A 20,790-nucleotide genomic window follows, 5' to 3' on the forward strand; every position below is an offset into this window, starting at 1 on the left:
ATGGAAAAAACTTGTACAAGTGTTTGGAGTAGTTGCCTGCAAATTATCAAAGATAACATACCGGCTCAGTCATATAAGACCTGGTTTGAGCCTATAAAGTCTTTGCGATTGGAGGGTAGCATCCTTACCATACAAGTGCCAAGTTTGTTTTTTTATGAGTGGCTGGAGGAGCACTATGTGGGCCTGCTGCGCAAAACCATTAAAAAGCAACTGGGTGATGAAGGACGCTTAGAATATAACATTGTGGTAGAGCAATCATCGTCAAGCAAACCATATACAACCAATATCCCATCAAACGGAAACGGCGCCGAGGGCAAAAACCAATCAATGCCGGTACCTATCTCTATTAATAAAGATATTAAGAACCCGTTTGTAATACCCGGCCTCAAAAAGCTGAACGTTGATCCGCAACTGAACCAGAACTATACGTTTGAGAATTTTGTGGAGGGCGATTGCAACCGTCTGGCCCGTTCTGCCGGTTATGCGGTGGCTGCCAAACCTGGTGGTACCTCATTCAATCCGCTGATGATTTATGGTGGTGTAGGTTTAGGTAAAACACACCTGGCCCAGGCCATTGGTAATGAAATTAAACGTACCCTGCCAGATAAGGTAGTATTATATGTAAGCTGTGAGAAATTTACCCAGCAGTTTGTAGACGCACTGAAACATAACAACATTAACGACTTTGTAAACTTTTACCAGGCCATTGATGTGCTGATTATGGATGACGTGCACAACTTTGCCGGTAAAGAGAAAACACAGGATTTCTTCTTCCACATCTTCAATCACCTGCACCAGACCGGTAAGCAGCTGATCATTACATCTGACAAAGCGCCGAAAGATCTGGCTGGTTTGGAAGAACGCCTGCTATCACGTTTTAAATGGGGCCTTTCTGCAGACTTGCAGGTGCCTGATCTGGAAACCCGTATGGCTATCTTGAAAACCAAAGTTTATCAGGACGGTATTGACCTGCCAAACGAGGTGCTGGAATACGTTGCTCATAACATTGATAACAACGTACGTGAGCTGGAAGGCGCCATGGTATCATTACTGGCACAATCAACCCTGAACCGTAAGGAGATTGACCTGAACCTGGCTAAGCAAATGCTGAAAAACTTCATCAAGAACTCTACCAAAGAGATCTCGATGGAATATATCCAAAGCCTGGTGTGCGAGTACTTTGAGGTGCCGATTGAGATGGTGAAATCACAAACCCGCAAACGCGAGATTGTGCAGGCCCGCCAGATTTCTATGTACCTGGCTAAGGCGCATACCAAAAGTTCGCTTAAATCTATCGGTCATTTCTTTGGCGGTCGCGATCACTCAACGGTGATCTATGCCTGCCAAACAGTAGAGGATTTGATTGACACGGACAAGAAATTCAAAGGTTACGTAGCTGATATTCAGAAAAAACTAAAGATGTCGTAAGACGACATTTATTGATAAAAGAAGAAGCTCGCGGATGATCATCCGCGAGCTTCTTCTTTTACTGCCCTATGTCATTTCGAAAGGAGCGAAGCGGAGAGAGAAATCTTAGCCCCCATGCTTCTATCAGGTGGCTAAGCTAATGTCTAAGATTTCTCGTCGCCCTTCCGCCCAATCCCCACCCTTCGCTCGCTCGAAATGACATGCTGGAGAGAGCAGCGGTGTTTATTATTTTCATTAACATTCCCTCAAACAAGCCTATCTTTAATACTGTTATCCATCTGAAAAAAATAAAAAAGTATGCAATGGTTTGGCGGTCGCGAGAGCGACAATGTTGAAGAAGGCAGCGGTGGTGGCGGCGGCGGTGGTCGTGGGTTGATTTTTGGCGGCGGCATTGTGGGCGTTATTGCCGCACTGTTTTATATTTTCACGGGTATCAATCCCTCCAAGCTTTTTAATGCTGGATTGCCGGATCAATCGCAAATACAGCTACAGCACAATCGCAAAGTAAATGGCAACCTCAGCAGGAACGAGCAGTTTGCCAGCGTGGTACTAGCCGGTACAGAAGATGTTTGGGATAGCCTGTTTACGGCCATGGGGCGCACTTATGTACGGCCAAAACTCCACCTCTTCCAAAATGAGGTAGATGCCGAAGGCTGTGGTTATGCCAGCTCTGCTACCGGTCCGTTTTATTGCCCGGCAGATCAGAAGGTTTATCTCGATCTGTCTTTTTTTGACGAGCTGCGTAATCGCTTTCAATCGCCCGGCGATGCGGCGGCAGCTTATGTGATTGCCCATGAGGTAGGTCACCATGTGCAAAACCTGTTGGGCGTATCGGCCAAAATGGAACAAGCGCGACAGCAGCTGAGCCAAACGCAATACAACAAACTATCGGTAGCGCTAGAGTTGCAGGCCGATTTCTATGCCGGTGTTTGGGCACATTATGAGCAGCAAGCTAAACAAAAAGGCATCGTCATCAGTCGGGCAGATATTGACTCGGCGCTGGTAGCAGCCAACGCCATTGGCGATGACCGGTTACAGCAAGAAAGCAGTGGACATGTAGAGCCCGATAGTTTTACCCACGGCACCAGCGCGCAGCGGATGTATTGGTTTAAGAAAGGTTTTGACACAGGAGATATCAAGCAGGGGAATACGTTTGCTAATATTAAGATACGGGAAGAGGAATAGCCGGTTGAAAGAAATTACCCAATATGTCATTGCTAGGAACGAAGCAATCTCCGGCGCAAATCTACGTGACCAGTCCTCAGAGATACTTCGCTATCGCTCAGGATGACATCAGGGTTATCTCTTTCCAAAAATTCCCAACACCAATCGCCTAAATCCAGCATATCGTGGCAGTGTAAACAACCGCTCATGCACTTCTTCAAGCTGCGCCTTTAACTGCTGCCTGCCATATTGATGACTAAGGCGGTAAGCGTGCTGCTGCTGTTGTATCTGTTCTTGCAGTTCAGGCTCAATAATCAGTCGCGCTTCAAACAACAAAGCGTCGCCGGGAGTAGCCTGGCCTTTCAGGTATTCCTCAGCTAGTTTCAGGTTATTCAAGGAAGTCCTCATAGGTCAATGCTTTTTGTTTAACGGTATCGCGCACTTTTTCCAGGCATTTGTATTTCTGTACCGTGGCCGAGTGCGGGCTGGAATAATCAAATTTTTCGGCAATGTCTGTCATCGGCATGCGGTCATAATAAACCGCTTTGAGCAGATCTAGGCATTTTCTGCCCGCACGTTGCAGGTAGCCCAATAGTTTGTTTTCGGCGTAGGAGGGTTCGGTCTCCTCATTGGCTGTTTCCGGCAGATTGTCCAAGCCGGTTTGGCGACTACTTTGCTTGTGTTGCCTAAGCCACAGGTGCCGGGCAATGCCCATCAGGTAGGCCATTTGCTCGCCTTTGAGGTTAACAGGTGTTTCGGTTTTTTCATAAAGGATGATGAGCGCATCCTGAAAAATATCTTTCGCTTCTTCACACGTACCGCCGTGGCGGGCCACATAACGTGCCACCTGCGGGAAACCCCGGCGATAAATAACTGTAAGCTGCTCTGTTGTTAATGCCGCCATAGTCTGTTGCTTTTAATATACGTGCATCTGCAAAAGCAAATATCACCCTCAAGTTAAAAAAAATAACTGATGCCATGTGGAAATACTCTTGCGTAATGGGTAACCGCCGGTATTGTCAATTAACAATCGATCTGCAAATAGACTTAAAAGTTAAAAAAGGGTAAAATTACGGTAGTGCCGCGGCGGCGTTTTCGGTTACTTTGAGTCAATAGCAATAGTTCTTTTATATCCCAACGAAACACTCCTAAATCTTATTGCTTGTCTCGCCGGCGGCGCCCGCTGCCGGCGTATTTTTTTCTCAGAATTTTAAGAAGCTGTTTAAAAATATATAAAAAGATTATTGTAGAGACGCATAATTGCGTCTCCAGCAAGCAATTCGGTTTGTTCTCCAGGAGACGCAATTATGCGTCTCCACATTTAAACAGTTTCTACTATCCGATTATTTTTTTGCGCTGCTGCTTTCTTTTCGATATCGATTATAGCTGCCGACATTTCTTCGGCCCGGCTAATCCAGGTATTGCCGCTGGCTACTTTTTGGCGTTCGTGGCGTTTTTTAGGCGTATCTGCCGCAATCTGGGCAAGGGTGCTGGCCAGAAACTCCTCTTTGGTATCAACTATGCTTATCGTACCGCGAAAATCGTTCATGTCGCCAAAATCGGTACTCACCACAGGTAAGCCTGCAGAGAGGTACTCGTTGATCTTCATTGGGTAAATGCAGTTGGTGAAAGTATCTTTAATAAACGGAATAACACCCAGGGTGAAGGTTTTGAGATAAGCCGGTAGCTCATCCGGTGTTTTGGCGCCTTCTACAAATACGTTCGGGTATTTTTTGAGGATGGCCAAGCCTCGTTCGGTCATTACGCGGCCCACAAATACAAATTTAGTATCGGGCATGCTGGTGAACAGGTGCTGCATAATGTCGTAATCAATCCGGTCGTCCACACTGCCTATATAACCAATTACTTGTCGCTTTGAGTTGGCCTGCTCTTCAAACCCGCGACTAAACAGATCGTAATTTGCCGCATTGTTTACAATATAGCAATCGGCACACAAGGGGCTTTTGTTCTTATACAGGTTTTTAGAGGTAACAATAACGCCGTCAATCAGCTTCATAAAAGCTTCTTCCAGCCAGATGCCGTGTTTGCGCAGCCAGGAGTTGCCGCCTTTTACCTCGTCATAACAATGATAGATTAATGATTTCTCGTCATACCTGCGCGCGTTGGCCAAACCCATGCCCGGATTAAATGCCACCATGTGGATCAGGTCCTGCTGCATGTTTAACTGGCGGATGGCACGTTTGGCTACGCGACGTACCTGCCATGCATTAAACCCCAGAAAGAAACGGTAAAGCCCGCCCGGGGGCAAAAAGTTGATAGTTAAACCGATGGGCGGCGTCAGCACATATACCTGGGCACCGGGCAGCGGCTCGGCAATTTCTATGCGGTTCTTAAGGCCGAGGGCTTTCTTTAGATCGATCTTTTTTTTACCACGCAAATGGGCTACCAGCTCTGCAATAGTGTTAGGACTATTTACAAAAAGCAACTTGTTTTTGGTGGATAAGATTTTCATGATCTCCACCGATGGTTTGATGTAATTACCACCCCACTCGGTGCTGCTGAAACAGATGATATTCCGGTTTTCAATCATTCATTTCAAAAATAAAAAGATAGTGGATAAAAAATCACCGATGTGTTAAATTATAGCCTCTAAGAATGAAAAAATAACATTAAGATAAGGGTGCGGATACGAGGCGAGGTATGAGTACTCCAAACGCGATTATATTGACACCGTATTGTGCCGATTTGTATTTTTGATTTACTAAACAAAACGCTATGTATGAAACCTTGAAGCCTGTTTTACAACAGGAACTGGCCGACATTGAGAAAGCCGGCCTCTATAAACGCGAGCGGATTATTACCTCGCCGCAGGGTGCTGCTATAACCGTGCAGGGCGGGCAGGAGGTAATTAACTTTTGCGCCAATAATTACCTGGGCCTCTCGGGCAATCAGCGGGTGATTGATGCGGCCAAACGAGTGATGGATACGCATGGATACGGCTTGTCGTCAGTCAGGTTTATTTGTGGTACACAGGATATCCACAAGCAGCTGGAACAAAAGATAGCCGGGTTTTTAGGTACCGAAGATACCATCCTCTATGCCGCGGCCTTTGATGCCAACGGCGGAGTGTTTGAGCCTCTGTTTAATGAACAGGATGCCATTATATCAGACGAGTTGAACCACGCCTCGATTATTGACGGTGTGCGCCTGTGCAAGGCCCAGCGTTTCCGCTACAAGCACGATGATATGGCCGATCTGGAGGTGCAGCTGCAGGCGGCCGAAGGCTGTCGGCACAGAATAATTGTTACCGATGGAGCCTTCAGCATGGACGGTACCATTGCCCAGCTGGATAAGATCTGTGACCTGGCCGATAAATACAAAGCATTGGTGATGATAGACGAAAGCCATTGCTCTGGTTTTATGGGTAAAACCGGCAGGGGGACGCATGAGCATCACCAGGTAATGGGTCGGATAGATATTATTACCGGAACGTTAGGTAAAGCGCTGGGCGGTGCGTCAGGCGGTTTTACGTCGGGACGGAAAGAGATTATTGATATGCTGCGCCAGCGCTCGCGCCCTTACTTGTTTAGTAATACGCTGGCCCCAGCCATTACCGGCGCCACTATTGCCGTGCTAAACATGCTGAGCGAAACTACCGAGCTGCGCGACAAGCTGGAACGCAACACGCAGTACTTTCGCAAGCAGATGACGGCTGCCGGTTTTGATATTAAGCCCGGGGTGCACCCTATTGTACCGGTGATGCTGTATGATGCCAAATTATCGCAGGAGTTTGCCGCCAAAATGCTGGAAGAAGGTATTTACGTCATCGGGTTTTACTACCCGGTTGTGCCGCAAGGTAAGGCCCGCATCAGGGTACAACTTTCGGCCGCGCATGAGGTAGAACACCTGGATAAAGCCATTGCAGCGTTTACCAAGGTGGGGAAAGAGTTGGGCGTGATTAAATAGTATTATATTTGCGGTCTCTTTGGTGGTCTAAAAAGCCGCCAACAAGAGGTATTGGCACTAAAAATATTATGATACAAGAACAGATCAATCAGTATAGCTTAGAAATAGACGAGTTTTCACCCGCAAACGCTGCCGAACTGGAAGAGTTCCGCATCCGTTTTTTGGGTACAAAAGGTATCATTAAAGATCTTTTTGAACAGTTTAAAACCGTTACCCCGGAAGAAAAACGCGTATTGGGTAAAGTACTGAATGAGTTTAAACAACAGGCCGAAGCCAAACACGCCGAGTTTAAGGAAGCGTTTGACGCCGAAAGCCAGACCGCCAAAACCGAAGGCGACCTTACCCTGCCGGGCGAAGGTTACTCGGTAGGCTCACGCCACCCGCTATCATTGGTGCGTAACGAGATCATCGATATTTTTAAACGCCTGGGCTTTGTGGTGGCCGAGGGTCCGGAAATTGAGGACGACTGGCACAACTTCTCTGCCCTTAACTTCCCGGAAGAACACCCTGCCCGCGACATGCAGGATACTTTCTTTATCAAGAAAAATACAGGTAAAGATGATATTGCCCTGCGTACCCACACCTCATCTGTACAGGTGCGCATGATGGAAAATGGTAAACCACCGTTTCGTGCTATTATGCCGGGCCGTGTGTATCGTAACGAGGCTATTTCTGCCCGTGCGCATTGTTTCTTCCATCAGGTTGAGGGTTTGTATATTGACGAGAACGTGTCATTTGCCGATCTGAAACAGACGCTTTACCACTTTGTACAAGAGCTTTATGGCGAGGGCACCAAAGTGCGTTTCCGTCCGTCATACTTCCCATTCACCGAGCCATCTGCCGAGATGGATATTTCTTGTACCATTTGTAAAGGCGCAGGCTGTAACATGTGTAAGCACACCGGCTGGGTAGAAATTTTGGGTTGCGGTATGGTTGATCCGAATGTGTTGGAAAATTGCGGTATCGACAGCAAGAAATTCACCGGCTTTGCATTTGGCATGGGTATTGAACGTATTGCTAACCTGAAGTGGGTAATCCGCGATCTGCGTCTGTTCTCTGAGAACGATGTTCGTTTCCTGCGTCAGTTTAAATCTGAAATTATTTAAAAGAATGAGAAAATTAGGCTTGCTGATGGTGTTTTGTGCTGTGATTACAGCTTGTGGTAAAGATAATAGCAGCGGTATACCCGTTGCCTCAGTTCAGCTTAATTTACCAATGACAGATCCGCGCATCAGCAAACTGAATAGCATAGGCGGTGCTGTGTTTTTAGATCTTAACCAGGGCTATACAGGCAGCGTGGCCGGCCTGGTTTTATATCACGGAACCGGCGGTATTGTTGCCTTTGACCGTTGTAGCAGCTATCAGCCCGAGTTGAAGCATGCGGTGGTTTCAGATGGATCAGGCTTTAACGCTTTAGATACCTATAGCGGTTCAAAGTTCTCTTTGCAGGATGGTTCGCCAACAAAAGCGCCTGCAACTAAATCATTAAGGGCCTATTACGTTTATGTTGACGGCTCACAAGTGTTGCACGTAACTAACTGATAAATGGAAGCCGAAAAAATAAAAGAAAGCATAAAACGTGCGGCTCAGGAGCTGTTCAGGCGCTTTGGTTACCATAAAACCAGCGTTAATGAAATTGCTCGTCGTGCTAAAATTGCCAAGGCCACCATTTATAAATACTTCGAGAGTAAAGAAGCGTTGCTGCATGCCCTGCTGATGGATTACATCCGCGTAAGCGTAGATGAGTTGATCCATGCCGATAGCCCGGGGATGGACGAGGAGGCGCACCTGAGTAACCTTATCCTGAAAACCAGTCGACTGAGCTACACCGTTTGTAACGAGTTTATCGGGTGGGATTTCATTCGCGAGTCTACCAACTCACAGGAGTTTTTAAAGAATCTCTCTAACGAGCTGGAAGAGCTGCTGGTTAGCTCATTTGCCCGCCTGGGCGGTATGCGCAAACACGAAAGTTATATGCAGCGACTGCGTTTCCTCATTAAATGCAGCAAGAGTATTGTATTTAGCTTCGCCTTTACCTCGGTAAGCGACTCTGACGTGCGCAAGCATTTTGTGTCTTTTCAAAAAGAAATTCTCCCCTATCTGGTTAAGGCGGCTATACAGATATAGGTGTATTAGGTCGTTTGTCATTGCGAGGAACGAAGCAATCTCGTCGCATGACTAGTTGCAGGCGACGAGATTGCTTCGCGCACAGGCTTACCACACCCCTGCTCGCAATGACAAAATCTTTGGTTGGCAATTATTAGATAGCTGTTCTGTCAATCTCTCGCAGCGCTGATCTTATTGGTCAACGCCACAAAATCAGCAACGCTCAAGCGCTCGGCACGCAGGTCAAGCATCGGCTCTTCGGTCATTTTTTCTTTGTTGATGAGCGATGATAACGCATTACGCAAAGTTTTGCGTCGCTGATTGAAGCCGGCTTTTACCACCTGCCAGAACAGTTTTTCATCGCAATCCAGTTTTTCCGTTTCGTTTCGTGTTAGTCTGATTACTGCCGAAAGTACTTTTGGTGGCGGGTTAAATACCCCGGCTTTTACGGTAAACAGATACTCGGCCTTGTAGTAGGCCTGAATGAAAACACTCAGGATGCCATACTCTTTGCTGCCGGGTTTTTCCACGCAACGCTCGGCTACTTCTTTTTGAAACATGCCTACCACTTCGGTCACCTTGTCGCGGTTATCCAATACTTTGAAAAGGATCTGTGACGAGATATTGTATGGGAAGTTGCCGATGATGCCGAAGGGCTGTTTAAAAATGCTGTCGAAATCCATCTCCAGAAAATCGGCATTGATCAGCCGCTCGCCCAACTGCGGGTATTTTTTTTTCAGGAAATCGTATGATTCGGTGTCGATATCGATGAGGTAGGTTTCCAGGTTTTCTTTCTGGAGCAGAAAGTCTGACAGGATGCCCATGCCCGGACCAACTTCCAGCACCTGGGTGTATTTGTCCTGGTAACGCAAACTGTCTACAATTTTTGAAGCAATATTTTTATCGGTTAAAAAATGCTGACCCAGATGTTTCTTCGCGCTTACCAGTGACATATGCAATTGAATATTTGAGCAAATTACGGCATATTTGTCGGAAAAGCTGAAAGACCATGGCAGAAAGCAGAAAGCTCATGCAAAAATCTCAGCTTAAAACTATATTTGTTAATTGACCAAGTCGGTAACATCCGGGGCTTTTAGCTTTACGCTTTTAGCTTTCTGCTTACAAATCGGCTTTTAGCTAAAAAAATAATGAGCGAAAAATATAAGATAGGGATAAGTATAGGCGATGTTAATGGCATCGGCCTCGAAATTATTATCAAAACCCTGGCCGATTCTGCTATATATAATTACTGTACGCCTATTGTTTACGGGCATACCAAGGTGGCCTCGTTCCATCGCAGATCAATCAACGCGCACGAGCTGAATTTTAACGTTATCACCCACCCATCGCAGGCGCATCATAAAAAAGCCAATATGATTAACTGCTGGGAAGAGGATGTAAAGATTGATTTAGGTGTATCAAACGAGACCGGCGGCAAATACGCATTCCTTTCTCTGGAACGAGCCACGGCTGATTTGCTGGCGGGCGAGATTGACGCCCTGGTAACAGCGCCTATCAATAAAGACAACATCCAGAACGAGAATTTTAATTTTCCCGGTCATACCGAATACCTGCAGGAGCGCGATGAAGCTGCCGAATCACTGATGTTTCTGGTGAGCGATACTTTGCGTGTAGGTGTGGTTACCGGTCATATCCCGGTTGCCCAGATCGCATCGTCTATCACCGGCGAAAAAATTATCGGCAAGCTGAAGCTGATGAACGAAAGCTTGCGTACTGATTTCTGGATCCGCAAACCAAAGATCGCCGTGCTGGGCTTAAACCCGCATGCTGGCGATAATGGATTGATAGGTAAAGAAGAGCAGGAGATTATTGCCCCTGCACTGGAAGAAGCCCGTGCGGCAGGCATCCTGGCATTTGGTCCGTACCCGGCTGACGGCTTTTTTGCCAATGGCAGTTATCAGCAGTTTGATGCCGTGCTGGCCATGTATCATGATCAGGGTTTGATTCCGTTTAAACAGATCTCGTTTGAATCGGGCGTAAACTTTACTGCCGGTTTGAGTTTTGTGCGTACCTCGCCAGACCATGGCACGGCTTACGACATCGCCGGACAGAACAAAGCATCTGAAGTATCATTCCGTGAGGCTTTGTTTACTGCATTGCAGATTGTAAGACATCGTAATGAGAATGAAGAGTTAAATGAAAACCCACTGCAGTTTAGTAAGCTGAGCAGGGACAGAGATTAAAATATCTCCACTAAAAAAAGAGCGAGGGTGTCATCCTGAGCTTGTCGAAGGGCGCGGGAAGGCCGACGCTCGTGTTTCGACAAGCTCAACATGACACCCTTTTTCTATGCGCTGCAAAAGCATAATAAATAAGATTTAATCCCCGCTTGAGAGAGGACTGTGCGATTCCCTCCCTTGGGAGGGTGTAGGGAGGGGTCTATGCAATCATCTATCGTATAAACCCCTCCCTTCCACTTCACAATACCACCGCGCCCCTACTCTCTCAAGAGGGGAATCGCACAAGTCTATCACTTTTTCTAGTCCTTTAGAATAGGCTGTCACCCACCCAAACTGTGTCTACCCATACCACAGCGCCCAACCTGCCAATGCTTTAATAGCTCAAAAGTCATCCCCAAGCAAACATTCCCCATTTTTTTATGTTAAATTTCCGGTCGGTAACGCAAAACTGCCAACTAAATACCCCTATTTAATTATAAGTCCGGCAAACTCAAAATTTGCGGGGTATAAGGCTGTTGGTTAGTTCTTAACTAATAATATTTTCATTCCGGCTGCCGTTTAATCAATATTGGATGCTTAACGCGCCAGGCGCCATACGATGTTCGTGTTTTGATAAATTTAGATTCCAGCCGAGTTCGGTCTATTGATGCTTTTCGTGCGCTCACCATGTTCCTCATGATTTTTGTAAATGATGTGGAAGATGTACCCGGTGTGCCGCAGTGGATAAAGCATGTCGGCGAAAATGCAGATGGCCTTGGTTTGGCCGATACCATCTTTCCTGCTTTTCTTTTTATTGTTGGCTTGTCTATCCCTTTTGCGTTTCAAAGCCGCATTGTTCGGGGCGACACCCGTCTGCTCAAACGCATTTTTACCCGTTCTTTTGCGCTAATTTTTATTGGCTTTTTCCATTCTAATATGGAAACCTATAACGAGGCCATTGCCAAACTGCCCAAACCGGTTTGGGAGAGCCTGGTTACCTTCGGTTTCTTTTTCCTGTTTTTAGATTACAGCAGATTTAAAAAATATAAACGCTACCTGTTCCAGGGATTTGGCGCAGCGTTAATTATTGCCATGTCTGCCCTTTATAAAACCAGCGAGCCGGGGCATACCTGGCTGCATTTTAGTTGGTGGGGCATATTGGGGCTGATTGGCTGGGCGTACTTGTACTGTGCATTGATCTATTATTACAGTAAAGGCGCGTTGTGGGTGCAGGCAGCGTTCTGGCTGTTCTTTATGTTCCTCAATATTGATATCCACTTCGGGTGGTTTGATTTTCTGAGCAAAACCTATAATTACCTGTGGATGGCCGGTAATGGGGCCATGCAAAGTTTCACCATGGCCGGCATCTTTGTGGCGGTACTGTATATGCGCCTCTCGAAAGAGAAGGAATTGCGCATGTTGTGGGTGGGCATGTTGTTGATGGCCGTGATTTTATTTAACCTTGGTTTTATTGTGCGCCTGTACAGCGGAGGCATTTCTAAGGCGCGTGACACCCCGTCATGGGTGCTGATCTGCACCGGTATTAGTTTGGTGGCTTACTTGTTTTTTGTGCTGCTGGTTGATGTGTGGAAGAAATATAAGTTGTTTAAACCTATTGAGCCCGCGGGTACCAACACCTTTACCTGTTACCTGGTGCCGTTTTTGTTTTACCCGGCCTATGAGATGTCTAACCTGGGCTATCCCGAAGTGCTGAGCGAAGGGATGGGTGGGTTGATTAAGTGTATCGTCTTCTCGTTTGTAATGGTGTGGATTGCCGGTTTGCTGGCCAAGATCAACGTCAGGCTTAAGATTTAGCCCCATACAGATTAATGCCCTTTAAAATTCGTGTTATTTAATTATAAACAGCCGTTAACTTAAACGCTCATTTTGTAGTTTTGGGGCATGTTCTGGTACGAAGAAGAGGTAAAGCAATTAGAAGCCAAAGCCGTCAATACAGCCGCCTGGGGCGAAACCTTGTTTTACGGTAGTTCTTCTATCCGTTTGTGGTCAACCCTCGGGCATGATTTTCCGGACCTTAAGCCGGTCAACCTCGGCTTTGGTGGTTCTACATTGGCGGCGTGCGTTTGGTTTTCTGAGCGCATCCTCTCTCCTTATCGTCCTAAGCGACTCATCTTATATGCGGGCGACAATGATCTGGGCGATGGCCGCAATCCAGAGGAAGTACTCATCTTTTTCCAGGAGTTTACAGAAAGGGTGAAGCAAATGTTTGGCGACTTGCCTTGCTGGTTCATTTCGCTTAAACCTAGTTTGGCCCGGTGGAATATTGTTGATAAATTTAAGTACACCAATACACTGGTACAGGCAGAGATTAATGATCATCAGCCTAACTGGAAATTTATTAACCTTTTTCCGGAAATGCTTAACGATAAAGGCATGCCCCGACGCGATTTTTATGATGGCGATGGCCTGCATCTCAGCCTAGCCGGTTACTACGTATGGAAATCACAAGTAAATAAAGCCATCAACCAAAATATATGAAACGGGAGTATTACTGCTGGCACAGTCCCAATCTTAAGCGCGATATGGAAATGCTTGTTTTTGGTGATGGTGGCCCGTCGGTATTATTTTTCCCTACCCGTATGGCCCGTTTTTTTGACTATGAAAATTGGGGCATAGTTGGCGCAGTTCAGGATAAAATTAAAAGAGGCGAACTGCAGTTGTACTGTGTAGACAGCATTGACAGCGAAAGTTTCTACAATCAAGACATCCACCCTTCAGAGCGCATTGTGCGCCACCTGCAATACGAGCAATATATTTTAGAGGAAGTAGTACCGCGGATGGACAATACCGACGGCCTTATCGTTGCCGGTTGTAGCATGGGCGCTTACCATGCCGCCACTCTGGCCTTCAGAAAACCCGAATTATTCTATAAAGCCGTATGCATGAGCGGCCGGTATGACTTAACCCGTCAGATTGGTGATTTTCGCGATCTGTTTGACGGCTATCATAACGAGGATATCTACTTCAGCATGCCACGCCAGTTTGTGCGCCATGTGCATGATCCGGTAAACCTTACCGCCATGCGCGATATGGAGATCATTATTGCCATTGGCGAAACAGATCCGTTTATTGATGATAACCGGGAGTTTGATGCCCTGTTGTGGGATAAAGGTATCGAACATCAGTTTCCCATTTGGGAAGGTTATGCGCATCGCCCGCGCTACTGGCGCCAAATGGCCCAGCTTTACTTTTAAGAGCCGTTTTTACGCAAATAAGCTATACCTTATTTTTTAGTTAATGTGGAGTTTACAAATCTCCGGTTACTTTGCGACGTATAATTGGGGAAATCCCATCAACTTAAATCTTAACATCCGGGGCCGCGTCGCAGTAATTGCACGCGGCTCTTTTTTATTATCACCTCCGCTACTGATTACACATATACAGCACGTCATTGCGAGGAACGAAGCAATCTCTGCGAAGGACACTCCGACTTGCTAAGTGGATTTGCATGTACAGAGATTGCTTCGTTCCTCGCAATGACGTGTGGTGATAGCAGGTAGTAGTTTGATTAATAGACAGCTGTTTGCTATATTGTTTTTGAACAGACCATGGTCGGTCAAAATGACTCTCAATCAATTATTTAACAAAATTTTCACTTGCTGTGCAACGTAGCCAAAAACGCTGCGTCTATTATCCATGAAAGCTGATTCACAATTGGAAGCGCTATATATAGATAAGCATTATCAACTGGTGGCCGAGTGCAAGCAGGGCAGCAAAAAAGCCTGCTATGAACTGTACCGCCTGTATGCCAAGGCTATGCTGAACGTGGCGTTCAGGATAGTGGGCAATACCGATGAGGCTGAAGATGTGCTTCAGGAGGCTTTTCTGGATGCCTTTAACCGCATAAAGGATTTCAGGCAAGAAACCACCTTTGGCCTGTGGCTAAAACAAATTGTGGTGCATCGTGCCATCAATCTGTTGCGTAAACGCAAGATGGACCTGATAGGGATGGATGGCGATGAGCTGGAAAATATTGCGGATGAGGAACCGGAGGATCTGGAAGAAATTCAATATAAAGTGGAGCAGGTAAAAGAGGCCATGAAAGAGTTGCCCGAAGGATACCGGGTGGTGATATCGCTCTATCTGTTAGAGGGGTACGATCACGAAGAGATAGGACAAATATTACATATAACAGAAAACACCTCAAGAACCCAGTTTTTGAGAGCTAAACGCAAGTTAAGCGAGATATTAAAACAGAAAGGATTAGTGGCATGAGCAAGCAGTTAGAAGATTTTATAAAAGCCAACCGCGAACAATTTGATGACCTTGAACCCCGCCTGGGTTTATGGAATAAAATTGAGGGTCAGCTCAACTTTGAGCAAGAGGAGCCAGAGCAGCCAAAAAAGGGCGACGTCAGAACTTTCTCCCTGGGCTTTGTGCTACGCATGGCCGCCATCATCATCGTAGTAATGGCCGTTGGCTTTATGTTATACATTCAAAAAAGCGCGGGCACTAAGGTTGATTATGCTAAGATCAACCCAGAGTATGCCCAGCAACGCATCCGCTACGCCTCTATGGTGCAGGCCAAACGTACCGAGCTTAAAGAACTCACCAAAACCAACCCTGAGCTTTACAAAGAGTTTAGCGCAGATTTAACCAAAATGGATTCGACCTATAATCGTCTCAATAAAGATTTAGCTACCAGTCCTAACCAGGAACGTGTTTTACGTGCAATGATCCGGAACTTGCAAATACAAACCGAGGTACTTAATCAGCAACTAAATGTAATTGAACAGTACAACGAATTTAAAGATCAACAACAAAATGAAACTAAGAGTATATAAAGCTGCCGGCGCAATAGTGCTTGGTTTGGCAGCCTTTAGTCTGCGCGTTGCAGCGCAGCCCGCTGCCGCCCCGGCTCCGGCAGCTCCCCAGGTAACGGCTCCGGCTCCAGCGCCGGTTATTGCCGCTATAAGGGTCAGGCCTCATGTGCTGGCTATCCCCGCTGTCAAATTGGAGGGAATGAGTATACTAACGTCGTTAGACTCTGGCATGATGCAGGATACCACCTACACCCGCAAAATGAAAGAGTTGCAGGGTAAAATGCGCGAGCTGCAAAACCAGATGCGCGATCTGAGTCGCGAGCAAGGGCGTAAAGCGGCAGATGATGCCCGGAGCCGGGGCAGGGACGCGGCAGAACGTGCCCGCGACCTGGCCGAACGCAGCAAGGACAGGGCCGACAGGATGGACAAGAACTTTGATAAAACGTTTAGCGAAAAATTCAAAGACTTTGGTCAGAAGTTTCAGTTCCGTTTTGATAAAGGCGATGCCGACCTGGACAAAAGAGTGGCCAGCGGTGATGTCAAACTCAAAACAAAAACCTACAGCAAAAGCTATAACGTTGGCAGGGACGATAAGCTACAGATTAGCAACATGTATGGTAAGGTTACCATTAACACCTGGGGAAAGAATGAATTTAAGGTTGATGTGGAGATAAAAGCCTACGCCGATGATGACGACAAAGCGCAGGATTTACTGAACCGAGTAAGCATTACCGATGGCAAGGATAACAACGCTGTAAGCTTCGCTACAAAAATCAAAAATGATGACGGCGGTAATAGTTTTTGGGGTATCTTTGGCAGTAACGGTAAAACAAGTGTGCGCAAGGCAGTAATTAACTACACAGTTTATATGCCCGCAAAAAGCGCGCTTGACGTTACCAACAAATACGGTGCGGTAATACTACCCGACCTGTTTGGTAAACTAAATATCAAAAACACATACGGGAGCCTGGTGGCTAAAACGCTGTACAATACAGATAACCATATCAGCGTTAACTATGGCAGCGCGGGTATAGATTACCTGTCTGGCGGAGACCTGGCTGTGTCCTATGGCAGTCTTAATCTGCAGGGCGGCGGTAAGCTGAATACGCAGATTAGCTATGGCTCGGGCAAAATTGGTAAGCTGAGTGCATCAAGCATTATTAACGTGCGTTACGGCGGCTTGCAGGTTGATGCGCTGGAGAATGCAGTAAAAAGTCTGTCGGTAAGTTCAGATTATAGTCCGGTGAAATTGGGAGCCGTAGGCAATGCTGATTTTGATGTAACCGTACATTATGCAGGCTTTAGCTACGATAACGATAATGTGAGTATCTCCAGCAAAACCCCATCTGATGATGCTAAGGGCTGGAGCAGCACTAAAAATTATAAAGGCAAGATTGGTAAAGGCAGCGCAGAGCGCACTATTATCATCAAGTCAAACTATGGCGGGGTAAAGCTGGATCAGTAATTACAGCCGCATAAAAAGAGAATATATATTCATGCTTTGATATATATGTTTAGTTAATCCAAGAATCGGGCCGCTGCAAGAGGGGCCCGATTTTTTTTGTGTTAACTATAGGCTAAGGTCATTCGCGGGCCATAATGGTAGAAATGTGAATATTGTCTTTATAGTTGAAAAAATAATACCGTTATTACAACCGTTGTTCTGTTGAAAATCCATTTAAAATTTAGCAAATTTGCGTTTGAACAGATTTTGGCAAAATTTACCTGCTGAAAACATACAATTTACGATATGAAGAAAATTCTCATCGTTGACGATGAAGTAAATGTAGCGCTGTTATTATCTAAATTCTTAACACGCAATAATTTCGATGTAACTACAGCTGCTAATGGCGCCAACGCTACAGAGCATCTTAAAAACACAGCATTTGACCTGGTGCTGTGTGATTTTCGCCTGGAAGATACAGACGGCCGGGAGATGCTGACCCATATCAAGAACAACTATCCCAAAACCGGTGTAATTATTATTACCGGTTATTCAGATATTAAAATGGCGGTAGAACTCATTAAGATGGGGGCTTATGATTACATCACCAAGCCGCTTTACCCAGATGAGATTCTGAACACCATTACCAAGGCCATAGAGACCCAGCACGCGTTGCTGGAGGAAGAGCCTGTCGCAGTAACTTCAAAAGCAACTAAAGATAGTGGCAAGAAGCAAGTGCTGTCATCAGAATTTGTGGTGGGTACCAGTAAGGCATCTAAAGAATTGCTGCGCCAGATTGAGCTGGTTGGGCCAACCAACTACAGCGTAATTATTATGGGCGAAAGCGGTACGGGTAAAGAGTCTGTAGCTAAAAGCATCCACCTGAACAGTCCGCGCCATGATCAGCCGTTTATTGCAATGGATTGTGGCTCGCTCACAAAAGAACTGGCCCAAAGCGAGTTTTTTGGTCACGAGAAAGGTTCATTTACCGGCGCACTATACACCAAAATTGGCCATTTTGAGATGGCTAACGGTGGTACCCTGTTTTTGGACGAGGTAGGTAACCTGTCTTATGATATCCAGGCCGCCCTGTTACGTACCGTACAGGAGCGTAAGGTAAAACGCATAGGCAGTACCAAAGAAATTGATCTGGACGTGCGCATTATTGTGGCCACAAACGAAAACCTGCAGGATTCTATCGGCAAAGGCCGCTTCCGCGAAGACTTGTTTCACCGCTTTAACGAGTTTGGTATTTACATGCCGGCCTTGCGCGAGCGTGGTAATGATATTATGCTGCTGGCAGACCATTTCTTGAAAATGGCCAACCAGGAACTGGGCCGCGAAGTAAAAGGTTTCTCTAAAGAAGTGGAGGATTGCCTGCTCAATTACCGCTGGCCGGGTAACATCCGCGAGTTGAAAAACGTGATCCGTCGTGCTACGCTGTTAACCGAAGGCGAGGAAGTGCAACTGAAAGCGCTGCCACTGGAGATATCTAACTACAACCGCATGCCGGTTGTAGAGTCTAAAGTTTATGAAACCGCAACAGCGGCAACCGAGGCTGCTCCCGCCGCCAAAGAAAACCGTCACGATTTGAAAAATGCCGCGCTCGAAGCCGAGTACGATACCATTTTGAAAGTGCTGCGCGAAGTGAACTTCAACAAGACCAAAGCCGCCGAAATTTTACAGATTGACCGTAAAACACTATATAATAAAATGAAGGCCATCAACCTGAAATAGTTTTATGGAAGATGATTCAACGCTTTCGCCTCAAGACGAAGCCCTGCGTACGCTGAAGCACGATATCCGCAATCAGCTATCAAACATTAACCTGGCGCTGGAGCAAATGCGATATGAATTGCCAGTGGAAAGCGGCGACTGCCCGTTTTACCTGGATCTGATCAAAAGCAGTTGTGCGAAGATCAACGAATTATTGAAAGAGGGGTAGATAGCCTTTATTAGAAGAAATACAGAAGAGTCACAAATATGTGGCTCTTCTGCTTTAACGGGATTTTGGTTTGACCACCCCGGCAATTCCCCAATCACCGTGTTGCAACTCGCAATTCCCCATCATTTTCCCCACAAACTGGGGAATCAATTTCCTCACAGTTAAAGTTTTCATAGGTGTTTTTTCAAGCCGGGAAGAATCTAAAAAAAGAATGTTTAATTGATTTTGTTGTTTAAATAATTGAAAATCAGTGTGTTTGTTAATGATCGGATGTTTGTTGGCGATATGTCGGGATATCTCGTTAGTTAAAATTCCGGCTGGCGGCATGGTACTTGCCTTACTCTTAACGTAACACATTAAAAACATACAGCTATGAATCCTCTTTTCACTCAGATCTTCCACATCGCAATCATGGTAGTAATCCTTGGTTTTGGTATCTCAGCATTGGTAGGTATGTCTGGCGGCTTTGACACCTGGAACAAAAGAGCTAAAAACCCACGCCGCTTTTAATTTGCCCTAATTACAAACAAACTGTTTCGTTGGGAAACAGCATATATCGTAAACGGCGCTTACTGAGTATCAGGAGCGCCGTTTTTTGGTTGGCCTAAAACCTGTCGGCAATAACCATATTATAATTGCTATGGCTGCCGTGCTACATACGTACTATTCATCCCTTTTACAGCTTTAGCCATCCGTTTAATAAAAAGATAATTGGCCGTCCCCCCAATGGCAGCGCCTACAACCGGCACCAATCGCTCGGCCGTGCGTGAGCCAACTAATAACAACAGTTTTTCGGCTATGCCCTCCATCATGGTTTTGGTGATGGATACACCGGCTTCTACTTTTAATGAGGTTGCCACAAAGGCCATAAATTCATCAAAAGTAAAATGGTAATCGCCACGCTGGTGGTATATCACCGCCATAGTCACCCGGAACTGCTGGGCAATCAGGTTGGCCACATCCAGCGGTAAGCCGGCCAGCATGGTAATAATACCGCCGCTGCCTGCCACAACACCGCTGCCGACTGCCAGCCAGGCGCACTGGTTAATAAACTTCTCTATGCCAAGGGCATCAACCCCCTTCTTAATTTTTAGCTGATCTATATGCTCAAACACCTGCCTGAAACCTGTTTCGGTCAGTTGCGCAGCCTGCTGTTTCATATCGACGCCTAGCCGTTTTATGTTGATCTTTTTCATTGTTAGCGCTTTAATAAAATGGTTATTGCCATTTGCGTGCCAGTTTATAAGGCTGTCAGTTAATGGGTTGGTAATTTGTGCGTATATTTGAACTATGGATATCCAATCGGAAAAAATCGAACTGATTAAACAGCTTCTGGAAACAGAAAACTGGGAGGTGATCAACAAAATTAAAGCCGTGTTTAAGGGTGTTGATTATGATTTTTATGACGATTTGCCAGAGCATGTAAAAGAAGATATCAAAGCAGCTTCTGATGAAATTGAACGCGGAGAAGTTTATGATCATGAGTTTGTAATGCGCGAGTTTAAAGAGAAGTATGGCTCGAAGCATTAAATGGTCTCCCAGAGCAAAAAAGCGCTATCAACAAGTTCTGGATTATTTACAGGAAAATTGGGGCGACCGGGTTGTACAGAAATTTATAGAAAGAACAGATAAGGTTTTATATACCATTGCCGCATATCCGTATGCCTATGAGGCCTCATCAGAAAAAATAATCAGAAAAGCAGTTATCGGTAAACAAAATTCGGTTATCTACCGAATAGATAACACATCAATCTATTTACTCACCTTTTGGGATAATCGCCAAGACCCAAAGAAATTGAAATACTAACGTAC

The 20,790-nt window shown here is 45.9% G+C and carries 24 protein-coding genes; 18 read left to right on the forward strand and 6 right to left on the reverse strand.

Features of this window, described 5'->3' with window-relative positions:
- A complete protein-coding gene (dnaA, locus tag ABZR88_RS00005; RefSeq protein WP_107830984.1) occupies positions 1–1,428 on the forward strand; it encodes a chromosomal replication initiator protein DnaA in 1,428 nt (475 codons plus the stop codon).
- 297 nt (positions 1,429–1,725) lie between these two features.
- Positions 1,726–2,613, forward strand: a complete 888-nt coding sequence (locus ABZR88_RS00010) for a neutral zinc metallopeptidase (protein WP_107830982.1) — start codon at positions 1,726–1,728, stop codon at positions 2,611–2,613.
- A 114-nt stretch (positions 2,614–2,727) separates the two neighbouring features.
- Here ABZR88_RS00010 and ABZR88_RS00015 read toward each other — a convergent pair whose 3' ends face one another.
- The 3 genes from ABZR88_RS00015 to ABZR88_RS00025 form a co-directional block, all read right to left on the reverse strand.
- The gene (locus tag ABZR88_RS00015) at positions 2,728–3,000 is read right to left on the reverse strand and encodes a hypothetical protein (RefSeq protein ID WP_107830980.1); all 273 of its coding nucleotides are present in this window, start codon (positions 2,998–3,000) and stop codon (positions 2,728–2,730) included.
- Positions 2,981–3,496 carry an RNA polymerase sigma factor gene (locus ABZR88_RS00020; RefSeq protein WP_107830978.1) on the reverse strand — a complete coding sequence of 172 codons (516 nt, stop codon included), beginning with the start codon at positions 3,494–3,496 and terminating at the stop codon, positions 2,981–2,983. Before ABZR88_RS00020 ends, ABZR88_RS00015 begins: the two co-directional genes overlap by 20 nt.
- Positions 3,497–3,913: 417 nt before the next feature.
- Positions 3,914–5,143 (reverse strand): glycosyltransferase, encoded by a 1,230-nt coding sequence (locus ABZR88_RS00025; RefSeq protein ID WP_107830976.1) that lies wholly within the window; start codon positions 5,141–5,143, stop codon positions 3,914–3,916.
- A gap of 185 nt (positions 5,144–5,328) precedes the next feature.
- Between ABZR88_RS00025 and kbl the strand changes: the two genes are divergently transcribed.
- The 4 genes from kbl (at position 5,329) to ABZR88_RS00045 (ending at position 8,646) form a co-directional block, all read left to right on the forward strand.
- Positions 5,329–6,519 (forward strand): glycine C-acetyltransferase, encoded by a 1,191-nt coding sequence (gene kbl, locus ABZR88_RS00030; RefSeq protein ID WP_107830974.1) that lies wholly within the window; start codon positions 5,329–5,331, stop codon positions 6,517–6,519.
- Positions 6,520–6,587: 68 nt separating this feature from the next.
- Positions 6,588–7,625, forward strand: a complete 1,038-nt coding sequence (gene pheS, locus ABZR88_RS00035) for a phenylalanine--tRNA ligase subunit alpha (protein WP_107830972.1) — start codon at positions 6,588–6,590, stop codon at positions 7,623–7,625.
- Positions 7,626–7,629: 4 nt separating this feature from the next.
- Positions 7,630–8,061: a hypothetical protein gene (locus ABZR88_RS00040; protein ID WP_107830970.1), complete on the forward strand. Its 432-nt coding sequence runs from the start codon at positions 7,630–7,632 to the stop codon at positions 8,059–8,061.
- 3 nt (positions 8,062–8,064) lie between these two features.
- The gene (locus ABZR88_RS00045) at positions 8,065–8,646 is read left to right on the forward strand and encodes a TetR/AcrR family transcriptional regulator (protein WP_107830968.1); all 582 of its coding nucleotides are present in this window, start codon (positions 8,065–8,067) and stop codon (positions 8,644–8,646) included.
- A 149-nt stretch (positions 8,647–8,795) separates the two neighbouring features.
- Here the strand turns inward: ABZR88_RS00045 and rsmA are convergent, their stop codons facing one another.
- Positions 8,796–9,578 (reverse strand): 16S rRNA (adenine(1518)-N(6)/adenine(1519)-N(6))-dimethyltransferase RsmA, encoded by a 783-nt coding sequence (gene rsmA, locus ABZR88_RS00050; RefSeq protein WP_107830966.1) that lies wholly within the window; start codon positions 9,576–9,578, stop codon positions 8,796–8,798.
- A gap of 195 nt (positions 9,579–9,773) precedes the next feature.
- Between rsmA and pdxA the strand changes: the two genes are divergently transcribed.
- The 9 genes from pdxA to ABZR88_RS00095 all read left to right on the forward strand — a co-directional run bounded on the left by pdxA (position 9,774) and on the right by ABZR88_RS00095 (position 18,978).
- The gene (pdxA, locus tag ABZR88_RS00055) at positions 9,774–10,829 is read left to right on the forward strand and encodes a 4-hydroxythreonine-4-phosphate dehydrogenase PdxA (RefSeq protein WP_107830964.1); all 1,056 of its coding nucleotides are present in this window, start codon (positions 9,774–9,776) and stop codon (positions 10,827–10,829) included.
- A 606-nt stretch (positions 10,830–11,435) separates the two neighbouring features.
- On the forward strand, positions 11,436–12,620 hold the full coding sequence (locus ABZR88_RS00060) for a DUF5009 domain-containing protein (RefSeq protein ID WP_281260216.1): 1,185 nt from the start codon (positions 11,436–11,438) through the stop codon (positions 12,618–12,620).
- Positions 12,621–12,707: 87 nt separating this feature from the next.
- Entirely contained in the window at positions 12,708–13,304 is a 597-nt protein-coding gene (locus ABZR88_RS00065; protein ID WP_107830954.1) for a GDSL-type esterase/lipase family protein, read from the forward strand.
- Entirely contained in the window at positions 13,301–14,020 is a 720-nt protein-coding gene (locus ABZR88_RS00070) for an esterase family protein (protein ID WP_107830952.1), read from the forward strand. The genes ABZR88_RS00065 and ABZR88_RS00070 overlap by 4 nt, the downstream gene beginning before the upstream one ends.
- 442 nt (positions 14,021–14,462) lie before the next feature.
- A complete protein-coding gene (locus tag ABZR88_RS00075) occupies positions 14,463–15,041 on the forward strand; it encodes an RNA polymerase sigma factor (protein ID WP_170113679.1) in 579 nt (192 codons plus the stop codon).
- Positions 15,038–15,610: a hypothetical protein gene (locus tag ABZR88_RS00080; protein WP_107830950.1), complete on the forward strand. Its 573-nt coding sequence runs from the start codon at positions 15,038–15,040 to the stop codon at positions 15,608–15,610. The genes ABZR88_RS00075 and ABZR88_RS00080 overlap by 4 nt, the downstream gene beginning before the upstream one ends.
- Complete coding sequence (locus ABZR88_RS00085) at positions 15,591–17,054, forward strand: hypothetical protein (RefSeq protein WP_107830948.1); 1,464 nt, start codon at positions 15,591–15,593, stop codon at positions 17,052–17,054. The genes ABZR88_RS00080 and ABZR88_RS00085 overlap by 20 nt, the downstream gene beginning before the upstream one ends.
- Positions 17,055–17,339: 285 nt before the next feature.
- On the forward strand, positions 17,340–18,770 hold the full coding sequence (locus ABZR88_RS00090) for a sigma-54 dependent transcriptional regulator (RefSeq protein WP_107830946.1): 1,431 nt from the start codon (positions 17,340–17,342) through the stop codon (positions 18,768–18,770).
- A 4-nt stretch (positions 18,771–18,774) separates the two neighbouring features.
- Positions 18,775–18,978, forward strand: coding sequence for a hypothetical protein (locus ABZR88_RS00095; protein WP_107830944.1), 204 nt, complete (start codon positions 18,775–18,777; stop codon positions 18,976–18,978).
- A 54-nt stretch (positions 18,979–19,032) separates the two neighbouring features.
- On the opposite strand, the gene ABZR88_RS00100 is transcribed toward ABZR88_RS00095, so the two are convergent.
- A complete protein-coding gene (locus ABZR88_RS00100) occupies positions 19,033–19,305 on the reverse strand; it encodes a hypothetical protein (RefSeq protein ID WP_107830942.1) in 273 nt (90 codons plus the stop codon).
- Between the two features lie 45 nt (positions 19,306–19,350).
- Here ABZR88_RS00100 and ABZR88_RS00105 point away from each other — a divergent pair, with 45 nt between their 5' ends.
- Positions 19,351–19,488 carry a hypothetical protein gene (locus ABZR88_RS00105; protein WP_170113678.1) on the forward strand — a complete coding sequence of 46 codons (138 nt, stop codon included), beginning with the start codon at positions 19,351–19,353 and terminating at the stop codon, positions 19,486–19,488.
- Between the two features lie 128 nt (positions 19,489–19,616).
- On the opposite strand, the gene ABZR88_RS00110 is transcribed toward ABZR88_RS00105, so the two are convergent.
- Complete coding sequence (locus ABZR88_RS00110; protein ID WP_245917109.1) at positions 19,617–20,174, reverse strand: hypothetical protein; 558 nt, start codon at positions 20,172–20,174, stop codon at positions 19,617–19,619.
- Positions 20,175–20,268: 94 nt separating this feature from the next.
- Here ABZR88_RS00110 and ABZR88_RS00115 point away from each other — a divergent pair, with 94 nt between their 5' ends.
- Both ABZR88_RS00115 and ABZR88_RS00120 read left to right on the forward strand, forming a co-directional pair.
- On the forward strand, positions 20,269–20,508 hold the full coding sequence (locus ABZR88_RS00115) for a hypothetical protein (protein ID WP_170113677.1): 240 nt from the start codon (positions 20,269–20,271) through the stop codon (positions 20,506–20,508).
- Positions 20,492–20,785, forward strand: a complete 294-nt coding sequence (locus ABZR88_RS00120; RefSeq protein ID WP_107830940.1) for a type II toxin-antitoxin system RelE/ParE family toxin — start codon at positions 20,492–20,494, stop codon at positions 20,783–20,785. The genes ABZR88_RS00115 and ABZR88_RS00120 overlap by 17 nt, the downstream gene beginning before the upstream one ends.
- Positions 20,786–20,790 lie beyond the last annotated feature (5 nt).

The sequence above is a fragment of the Mucilaginibacter yixingensis genome (assembly GCF_041080815.1).
GTDB lineage: Bacteria > Bacteroidota > Bacteroidia > Sphingobacteriales > Sphingobacteriaceae > Mucilaginibacter > Mucilaginibacter yixingensis.